The sequence below is a fragment of the Streptomyces sp. NPDC028722 genome (genome assembly GCF_040637655.1).
Taxonomy (GTDB): domain Bacteria; phylum Actinomycetota; class Actinomycetes; order Streptomycetales; family Streptomycetaceae; genus Streptomyces.
In genome coordinates this window covers 136,221-145,513 of record NZ_JBEZWU010000021.1, presented here as the reverse complement: position 1 = coordinate 145,513, position 9,293 = coordinate 136,221, and the positions used below count along the sequence as shown (strand labels likewise).

Sequence of the window (9,293 nt, the reverse complement as noted above, 5' to 3'; positions counted from 1 at the left end):
CAACATCCCACCCAACCCCGCCAAACCCGACGCAATCACCTGACTACGCCGCGCCACCACCCGCGCCACGGCCGCGTCCGTGTCCGGGCGCCTCCGTCACCGTCCGCTTCAGTCGAGGCGCGCGTCCGCGTACACCACCTCGAACTCCTCCAGGCCGACCACGTCCACGTGCGCCTTCGCCGTCGCCGCGTGGCGCGCGCTCGCCATGGCGGCGCGCGAGGCGGCCAGGCAGGTACGGTCGGTGAACAGGGCGCCGGCGACGCCCCGGCCCCGCACGCGGTCGATCAGCAGCGAGATCCTGGCCAGTCCCGGGAGGGATTCGGCCCGGGGTACCACCGTCGACCGGAACGTGTCGATGACCAGGTCCCCGTCCGGGGGGTCGAACTCCAGGCGGGTGACGCGCAGTGCGCCGCCCTGGAGGGGGTGTGCGAGGTGGTGGACCACCGCGGCCTCGTAGGCGGCGACCGCGACCGTTCCCGCGAAGGGCTCCAGGAGTCCCGCGCGCCGCTCGCGCATCACCTCGTCGCTGTTCCGCCGCGCCTCCTCGGTCTCCCACCAGCTCGCGGTGAGGATCTTGCCGAGGACCCGGTCCGCGAAGACACTCGCCCCGCGGTATCCGGGGCGTTCCTCCAGCAGATCCCGCCCCTCGCTGTTCAGGGACCGTAGGGCCGTGCCGAGCAGGGCCGGATCGCCGGTCGCGTACACCGTGCGCACGAACATGAGCCTCGCCTCCCGAGGGCTGTGGCCGCCCGGCACCGCCGGACAGGTGCAGCACATCCGACCCCTCCAGTCTCACGGGTGGGGCAAAACCCCGCAATGCGCTCGGGATTCAGCCGTTCGCCACCCAGCGCTTGACGCGGGCATGGCGGCCGGGCACGGTGGAGGCCATCTGGTAAGGAAACTTTCCTAACAGAAAGGTCCCTCCATGCGCCTCCGTTCCCTGACCCTCGCCGCGGCCTCCGGCACCGCCCTGCTCGCCGCCGGACTCCTGCCCGCGCACGCCACCGCCGCCCCCACGCCCAGGTCGGCGCAGGAGGGCACGGTCAGCGCCGCCGACCTGCTCTCGAAGGTGACGTCCTGTTCGCAGGTCTCCAACGGCAAGTACCAGACCGACGAGGAGACGTCGGCCACCGTCCCCGTGTGCGGCAAGAACGGCGCCGTGTTCTGGAAGGCCGACCTGGACATCGACTGCGACGGCCAGCGCACCACCAACTGCAACGAGGACCGCGACCCCTGGTACCAGGACGACACGGCCTTCCACCAGTCCGACGGCAAGCCGCTGAAGGCGGAGACACTGCCGTACGTGGTCGTGCCCAGCACCAGCAGCATCTGGAACTACTCCAACGCCGGCATCAAGGGCGGCGGCGTGGTCGCCGTCATCTACAACAACAAGGTCGAGTACGCCGTCGTCGGCGACACCGGCCCCACCAAGATCATCGGCGAGGCGTCGTACGCCACCGCCAAGGCGCTCGGCATCGACCCGGACCCGGCCACCGGCGGCGCCGACTCGGGCGTGACCTACATCCTGTTCAAGAACTCCAAGGTCTCCCCCATCGAGAGCCACAGCGCCGCGGTCAGCCTCGGCAACCAGCTGGCCCAGCAGTTCCTGTCGAACAACTGACCCCACCCGCCGGTGACGAGGTGTCAGACGGGCCGTACCCCGGCGTGCACCGTGCAGGCGCTCAGGACGAACAGGTCCGGCCGCAGGTGCACGCCCGCCGGGTCGGACGGGTCGAGCAGCCGGTCGAGGGTGGCCCGGTCCCCGGCGTCGAGGGCGTCGCCGAAGCCGTCGCGCAGCCGGGACAGGTGCGCGGCGACGTAGGCGCGGGTCCGGCCGGCGGCCGGGGCGGGCAGGTCCAGCAGGAAGGTGCGGGTGCGGATGTGCCCGAGGCCGGCGGCCCTCAGCAGGGCGGGCCAGTCCTCGGTCTCGGCGGCCGAACCGGGCAGGTCGGCCCGCATCCGCGCGAACCACTCCTCCTCCAGCGCGTCGAGCCGCGCCTGTAGTCCGGGACGGCCGATGCCGATGTCCCGGGGCAGGAAACGCGAGGGCAGGCCGCCTTCGAGCAGGGCCAGCGTGCCGCCGGGGGCGAGCCGCCCGGCGAACGCCGTGAGCCCGGCCCGCTGGTCGCCGAGGTGGTGCAGGCTGCGGCTGGCCCACAGCAGGCCGGCGGGCCGGTCCAGCTCGTCCAGCACGCCGGGCAGTTCACCGGCGACGGTGTCGAAGCGGTCGGCGACGCCCTGGCGGGCGGCCCGGGCCCGGGCACGCTCCAGCAGCGGGGCGGCGCCGTCGACGGCGACGACCCGGGCGCCGGGGAACGCCTCGGCGAACAGGCAGGAGACGACTCCGGGGCCGCTGCCCGCGTCCACGACCAGGCCCGGCTCGGTCACCTCTTCCGCGAGCCACGCCATGGCCTGCTCGTACACGGGGGTGAACAACTCCGCCTGTGTCTCCAGCAGGGGGCCCAGCTCGTTCCAGTCAGGGTCCGTGCCGTGGCCGTGGCCGTGCTGGTGGGCGGTGCCGTGGTGGTCGTGGTGGTCGTGCGCCATGGTGGTCAGCCTCTCTTCCGGGTGCGGTCAGCCTGCGACGGCACACCGGACGAGGGCCACCCGCGTTGCCGGTACGGCAAAAACCGGGTGCGCCGCCGGGGCCCGGCCCGATGAGGCCGGACCCCGGCGGGTCCTCATCCGGCTACGGGAGCGCCGGGTAGGCGTTCTGCATCAGCTGCTGGAACTGCGCGGAGAACCAGTGCCCGGCCAGCGGCGCGTTGGCCAGCGCGCCCGAGGGGTTGTTGCCGTTGCGGCCGTTGCCGCCGTAGGTGGGGTCGCACATCCGGTCGAAGCCCTTGCCCTCGTCGTTGTTGATGGCGGAGCTGGCGCCGTCCGACTCCCCCGGGGGCTTCACCCACACGTAGGCGTCGATCCCGGCCGCGGGGGCCGCGGTCGGCCGCTCGCCGAGACCGGCACCGCTCTGGTTGCACCAGTTGCCGACGTGGATGCGCCGGTCGATGCGGCTGCCGTTGACGTAGTCGTCGACGGAGGTCAGCGGGCCGGACCTGGTGGGCCGGGCGGCGCCGCCCCAGCCGTTGCGGGAGGTGTCGATCAGCATGCCGAGACCGGAGTTGAAGCCGACCGAGACGAGCTTGTCCCGCAACCCCTGGGCGAAGGACTGCTCGTCCACGTACTGGTTCCAGTCCACCCACTTGGACTGGCGCACGGTCTGCCCGTTCACGCTGTCGGTGACCTTGAAGTACGGCTCCTTGGTGGGGCTGTAGTTGGCGGTGTTGACGATGAAGCCGGTGACGTCGTTCACGCCGGCGCCGTTGGTCGTGGCGACCTTGTAGAACTCCTGTGCGGCGGGGCCGAGGTTGGTGTCCCAACCGAGCCAGCCGTGGTGGCCGGCGTCGATGTAGTTGTAGACGTTCGGGATGGCGCCCAGCTTGTCCAGGGCGTAGCTGACGCCCTTCTCGTAGTTGCCGTTGGCCTTCATGGTCGCGCAGGCGTCGGTGCTGCCGGCGGTGCCGCCGGCGTTGGTGGTGAGGTTGGGCAGCGAGTCGGGTTCGATGACGGTGGCGATGCGCAGGCCCGCGTACTTGGCGTCGGCCAGGATGGACGCGATCGGGTCGATGTACTGCGACTTGTACTTGTCGATGTCGTTCGGGCCGAGTTCGCCGTTGGAGGCGAGGGCGGCGCAGTCGCGGCCGGGGAGGTCGTAGATGACCAGCTGGACGACGAGGTTGCCGGAGCCCTTCTGCTTCAGGGCCTCGTCCAGGTGGGCGCGCAGGCCCATGCTGCCGCTGACCCCGTTGATGGTGGCGATCCGGTCGAGCCAGACCGCGGTGGGCTGGTTGGAGACGCGGCTGCCGCCCGGTTCCGCGGCGGCCCTGGCGGACCACTCCGGGTTCACGTAGACCTTGGCGCCGGTGTAGGGGTTGTCGGCGCGGCCGCCGGTGTCCCCGCCGCCGCCTCCGCCGCCCGTGCTGCCGCCGGTGTCCCCGCCGGTGCTGCCGCCCGTGCTGCCGCCGGTGTCCCCGCCGGTACCGCCGCCGGTACCGCCGCCGGTGTCCCCACCGGTGCCGCCACCCGTGCTGCCACCGGTGCCGCCGTCGACGTTGCAGGTGACTCCGTCGAGCGTGAAGGTGGCGGGGACGGCGTTGGTGCCGCTGTAGGTGCCGTTGAAGCCGAAGCTGACCGAACCGCCGGTCGCGAGCGAGCCGTTGTAGCTCTCGTTGGCGGCGGTGACCGCGGTGCCGCTCTGGGTCAGCTTGGCGTTCCAGCCGCTGGTGACCTTCTGGGTGCCGCCGTACGACCACTTCACCGCCCAGCTGGACTTGGCGGCGGCGTTGTTGGTGACGGTCACGGCGGCGGTGAAGCCGGTGTCCCACTGGCTCTGGATCTTGTAGTCGACCGTGCAGGGCACGACGGCGACGGCGGTGCCGGCGGAACCGGCCGGCAGGGCCGCGAACGCCGTCCCGGAGGCTCCGGCGAGCAGGCCGAGGGCCACCAGCAGTGTTGTTCGGGTACGGCTCATGGGTGCGGGTTTCCTTCTTCCGTGGGTGAGCGGATGCGGGTGCTTACGGGTTGAGGGCGCGCAGGTGGTCGCGCAGCCCGGCGCCGTACGCGGTGGCTGTGCCGTCGTAGGCGGAGATGAGGGACGGCCCGGAGGAGCAGTCCCAGGTGTTCCAGGTCCAGCCCAGGTAGGACAGGCCGTGGTCGTCGAACCACTTCATGACCTGGTCGGTGAACCCATGTGAGCAGGTGTTCTCACCGATCTCCCCGGCGACCAGCGGCACTCGGGCCGCCACCGGGGCGAGCGTGGAGTTCCAGCAGCTCTCGGTCGAGCAGGTGTTGAAGTTGTAGACGTGGTAGGCGGCGGCGAGATTGCCGGCCGGGTCGGTGGGCTGGTACGCCGTCCACTGGCTGAGGTCGTTGGAGTACGCCAGACCGCCGGCCATGATGACGTTCTTGGCTCCGGTGCCGCGGACGCTGTCGACCAGGTCCTGCATGCCGGCGACCTCGTAGGAGATCCCGGGACAGGTGCCCCCGTCCCGCCAGCACTTCCAGGCGTCCGTGGCAGTGCCGGTCGCCCGGTCCGGGTACGGCTCGTTGAACAGGTCGAACACGGCGGCCCGGTCGTCCTTGAAGGTGTCCGCCACCGATGCCCAGAACGACGGGCTGTACTGCATGTCGGGCATCGGCTTCTGGCAGGTGGCGTGCACGTCGGAGCAGCCCGCCGAGTTCCCGGTGTACTGGCCGTAGGTCCAGTGCAGGTCCAGGATCGGCGTCATGCCGTGCGCCTCGACGCGGGCCACCAGCTCCTTCACGGCGGTGATGTAGTGGGCGCCGGCGTACTCGGGTTCGATGTCGGCGAGACCCAGCCAGCACTCCTCGTTGAGCGGGATGCGGACCGCGTTCGCCTTCCAGTCGGCTATCGCCTTGACGGCCGCGTCGTCCACGGGGCCGTCCCAGATGCCGTACCCCTGCACGCACATGAACTCGCCGCCGGACCGGTTGACGCCGAGCAGACGGCGGGTCCGGCCGTCGGCGTCCACGAGTTTGCTGCCGGAGACGTGCAGTGCGGGCGCGGTGCCGCCGGACGGGGGTGGCGTCGTCGGTGGCGGGGTCGTGGGGGGTGGGGTCGTCGGTTCGGTGTCCACGTTGCAGGTCGTGCCGTTGAGCTTGAACACGGTGGGCGTGGCGTTGCTCCCCGACCAGGAGGCGAGGAACCCGGCGCTGACACTCGCGCCGGTGCCGAGCCCGGCGTTCCAGCTCTCGCCGGCCGCGGTCACGGTGGTGCCGGACTGGGACCATGAGGCGTTCCAGCCCTGTGTGACCTTCTGCCCGCCGGCGAGGTCGAAGGTGAGCTTCCAGCCGCTCAGCGCGGCGCGGTTGTTGGTGATCTTCACCGACCCCTGGAAGCCGTTGTCCCACTGACTGGTGACGGAGTACTCCACCGAGCACGCGGGCGTGGCTCCCTGGGCCGACACCACCGGGACGACCGCGCTCGTGACGAGCGCGATCGCACCGGAGGCGGCTAGAAGTACTGAACGCGGGGGGTGTCGCATGAGCGACTCCTTGCAGTTTGGCGCGCCGTGACGGACGCGTCGACTGAACGGAATCGCTCCCACTGGTGCGATGGAAGGTAGCGCCGACTCGCCTCTGTGCCCAGGGGAGTTGCTCGACTTTTCTGTCACCGGTCCTGTCGAATCTTTTCGACTCTTCAAGCATCTTGACCGCCCCCGCCCGCATCCCCACTATGGGAGCGCTCCCACTGGTTCAAGCCTTGACTTCTCCCCGAGCCGCACGCCGCAAGGAGGAACCAGCACCATGGATCCCGGACGGAAGAGCAGAGCCGGGCGGCGGTTGTGGACCGCGGTCGCCGCCGCGTTCGCCCTGCCGCTGTCGATGCTCGCCACCGGCACGGAGACCGCGCACGCGGCCACCGTGCAGTGCAGCGTCGACTACAAGACCAACGACTGGGGCGCCGGCTTCACCGCCGAGCTCACCCTCACCAACCGTGGCACCGCCGCCCTCGACGGCTGGACGCTGACCTACGGCTACACGGGCAACCAGAAGCTGTCCAACGGCTGGAACGGCACGTGGTCCCAGTCCGGCCAGACGGTCACCGTGAAGAACGCCTCGTACAACGGCACCGTCGCCGCGGGCGCCGCCGTCACCACCGGCGCCCAGTTCACCTACAGCGGCACCAACACCGCCCCCACGTCCTTCGCGGTCAACGGCACCGCCTGCACCGGCGCCCACCAGCCGCCGGTGACCGTGCTGACCAGCCCGAGCGCGGGCGCGGTCTACACCCAGGGCGAGGCGGTGCCGCTCGCGGCGACCGCGGCGGCGGCCGACAACGCGACGATCGGCAAGGTGGAGTTCTACGACGACACCACGCTGCTGGGCACGGACACGAGCGCGCCGTACTCGCTCCCGGTCTCCACCCTGGCCGCGGGCAGCCATTCGCTGGTGGCGAAGGCGTACGACAGCCTGGGCGCGTCCGCCGCGTCCACCCCCGTGGGCATCACGGTCGCCTCCGGGCCCGCCGTGGTCGCCTCGCCCTCCCAACTGGGCGTGCAGCAGGGCAGGTCGGGCACGTTCTCGGTGAAGCTGTCGACGCAGCCGAGCGCGAACGTGACGGTGAGCACGGCCCGTACCGACGGCAACACGGGCCTGTCCGTGACGGCCGGTTCCACACTGACCTTCACCCCGTCGAACTGGAACACCGCGCAGCCGGTGACGATCACGGCGGACTCCTCCGGCACCGGCGGCGCGACGTTCACCGCGTCGGCCACCGGGCACACCAAGGCGACGGTCACGGTCACGGAGCTGCCCGCGTCGAAGGCGTACGACGCCCGCTTCCTGGACCTGTACGGGAAGATCACCAACCCGGCGAACGGCTACTTCTCCCCCGAGGGCATCCCGTACCACTCGGTGGAGACGCTGATCGTGGAGGCTCCGGACCAGGGCCATGAGAGCACGTCGGAGGCGTACAGCTACCTGCTGTGGCTCCAGGCGATGTACGGCAAGGTCACCGGTGACTGGTCGAAGTTCAACGGCGCGTGGGACGTCATGGAGAAGTACATGATCCCCACCCACGCCGACCAGCCGACGAACTCCTTCTACAACGCCTCCAAGCCGGCGACGTACGCACCCGAGTCGGACACGCCGAACGAGTACCCGGCGAAGCTCGACACGTCCGTGCCGGTGGGCACGGACCCGATAGCCGGCGAGCTGAAGAGCGCGTACGGCACGGACGACGTCTACGGGATGCACTGGATCCAGGACGTGGACAACGTCTACGGCTACGGTGACGAGCCCGGCAAGTGCGAGGCCGGGCCGACGGCCACCGGACCGTCGTACATCAACACCTTCCAGCGCGGTCCGCAGGAGTCCGTCTGGGAGACGGTGCCGCAGCCGACGTGCGACGCCTTCAAGTACGGCGGGAAGAACGGCTACCTGGACCTGTTCACCGGCGACTCCTCCTACGCCAAGCAGTGGAAGTACACCGACGCCCCGGACGCGGACGCGCGCGCCGTGCAGGCCGCGTACTGGGCCGACGTGTGGGCGAAGGCGCAGGGCAAGGGCGGTGACGTCTCGACGACGGTCTCCAAGGCCGCGAAGATGGGCGACTACCTGCGCTACGCGATGTACGACAAGTACTTCAAGAAGATCGGCAACTGTGTCGGACCCTCGTCCTGCGCCGCCGGCACCGGCAAGGACGCCTCGCACTACCTGCTGTCCTGGTACTACGCCTGGGGCGGCGCCAACGACACCAGCGCCGGCTGGGCCTGGCGGATCGGCTCCAGCCATGTCCACGGCGGCTACCAGAACCCCCTGGCCGCGTACGCGCTCAGCTCCTACGCCGACCTGAAGCCCAAGTCGGCGACCGGTGCGTCCGACTGGAGCAGGTCGCTCCAGCGGCAGCTGGAGTTCTACCAGTGGCTCCAGTCGTCCGAGGGCGCGATCGCGGGCGGCGCGACCAACAGCTGGCAGGGCCGCTACGCCACCCCGCCGGCGGGCACGTCCACCTTCTACGGCATGTACTACGACGAGGCGCCCGTCTACCACGACCCGCCGTCCAACCAGTGGTTCGGCTTCCAGGCGTGGTCGATGGAACGGGTCGCCGAGTACTACCAGCAGACCGGGAACACCCAGGCGAAGGCGGTCCTCGACAAGTGGGTGAAGTGGGCGCTGTCCAAGACCACGGTCAACCCGGACGGCACCTACAAGATCCCCTCCACCCTCCAGTGGTCGGGACAGCCCGACACCTGGAACGCGTCGAGCCCCGGCTCCAACAGCGGGCTGCACGTGACGGTCGCCGACTACACCGAGGACGTCGGTGTGGCCGCCGCGTACGCCAAGACCCTGACGTACTACGCCGCCAGGTCCGGTGACGCGAGCGCCAGGTCCACGGCGAAGGCGCTGCTGGACGGCATGTGGAACAACCACCAGGACAGCCTGGGCATCGCCGTCCCCGAGACCCGCAGCGACTACAGCCGGTTCAACGACAGCGTGTACGTGCCGAGCGGCTGGACCGGCACCATGCCGAACGGCGACGCGATCAACTCCTCGTCCACGTTCGCCTCGCTGCGGTCCTTCTACAAGAGCGACCCGAACTGGTCGAAGGTCGAGGCCTACCTCAAGGGCGGCGCCGCGCCCGTGTTCACGTACCACCGGTTCTGGGCCGAGGCGGACATCGCCATGGCCATGGGCTCGTACGCGGAGCTGCTCGAATAGTCCCCGCTGACGCTCCGCGTGCACGGCCCCGTCACCGGACGACGGGGCCACCC

The 9,293-nt window shown here is 70.5% G+C and carries 6 protein-coding genes; 2 read left to right on the top strand and 4 right to left on the bottom strand.

Annotated features, from left to right (window positions below; genetic code table 11):
- Positions 1 to 108: 108 nt before the first annotated feature.
- Positions 109 to 720 (bottom strand): hypothetical protein, encoded by a 612-nt coding sequence (locus AB0F03_RS27895; RefSeq protein WP_361996711.1) that lies wholly within the window; start codon positions 718 to 720, stop codon positions 109 to 111.
- Positions 721 to 925: 205 nt separating this feature from the next.
- Here AB0F03_RS27895 and AB0F03_RS27890 point away from each other — a divergent pair, with 205 nt between their 5' ends.
- A complete protein-coding gene (locus AB0F03_RS27890; RefSeq protein WP_361996709.1) occupies positions 926 to 1,621 on the top strand; it encodes a glycoside hydrolase family 75 protein in 696 nt (231 codons plus the stop codon).
- A gap of 23 nt (positions 1,622 to 1,644) precedes the next feature.
- Here AB0F03_RS27890 and AB0F03_RS27885 read toward each other — a convergent pair whose 3' ends face one another.
- The 3 genes from AB0F03_RS27885 to AB0F03_RS27875 form a co-directional block, all read right to left on the bottom strand.
- Positions 1,645 to 2,547: a methyltransferase domain-containing protein gene (locus AB0F03_RS27885; RefSeq protein ID WP_361996707.1), complete on the bottom strand. Its 903-nt coding sequence runs from the start codon at positions 2,545 to 2,547 to the stop codon at positions 1,645 to 1,647.
- 142 nt (positions 2,548 to 2,689) lie between these two features.
- Positions 2,690 to 4,528 (bottom strand): glycoside hydrolase family 6 protein, encoded by a 1,839-nt coding sequence (locus AB0F03_RS27880; RefSeq protein ID WP_361996705.1) that lies wholly within the window; start codon positions 4,526 to 4,528, stop codon positions 2,690 to 2,692.
- A 43-nt stretch (positions 4,529 to 4,571) separates the two neighbouring features.
- On the bottom strand, positions 4,572 to 6,062 hold the full coding sequence (locus AB0F03_RS27875; protein WP_361996703.1) for a cellulase family glycosylhydrolase: 1,491 nt from the start codon (positions 6,060 to 6,062) through the stop codon (positions 4,572 to 4,574).
- Positions 6,063 to 6,324: 262 nt separating this feature from the next.
- On the opposite strand from AB0F03_RS27875, the gene AB0F03_RS27870 reads away from it, so the two are divergent.
- A complete protein-coding gene (locus AB0F03_RS27870) occupies positions 6,325 to 9,240 on the top strand; it encodes a glycoside hydrolase family 48 protein (RefSeq protein ID WP_361996701.1) in 2,916 nt (971 codons plus the stop codon).
- Positions 9,241 to 9,293 lie beyond the last annotated feature (53 nt).

Excerpts from the sequence above, each read along its gene's own strand:
- AB0F03_RS27895 (WP_361996711.1), bottom strand. The coding sequence starts at position 720 with ATGTTCGTGCGCACGGTGTACGCGACCGGCGATCCGGCCCTGCTCGGC.
- AB0F03_RS27890 (WP_361996709.1), top strand. The coding sequence starts at position 926 with ATGCGCCTCCGTTCCCTGACCCTCGCCGCGGCCTCCGGCACCGCCCTG.
- AB0F03_RS27885 (WP_361996707.1), bottom strand. The coding sequence starts at position 2,547 with ATGGCGCACGACCACCACGACCACCACGGCACCGCCCACCAGCACGGC.
- AB0F03_RS27880 (WP_361996705.1), bottom strand. The coding sequence starts at position 4,528 with ATGAGCCGTACCCGAACAACACTGCTGGTGGCCCTCGGCCTGCTCGCC.
- AB0F03_RS27875 (WP_361996703.1), bottom strand. The coding sequence starts at position 6,062 with ATGCGACACCCCCCGCGTTCAGTACTTCTAGCCGCCTCCGGTGCGATC.
- AB0F03_RS27870 (WP_361996701.1), top strand. The coding sequence starts at position 6,325 with ATGGATCCCGGACGGAAGAGCAGAGCCGGGCGGCGGTTGTGGACCGCG.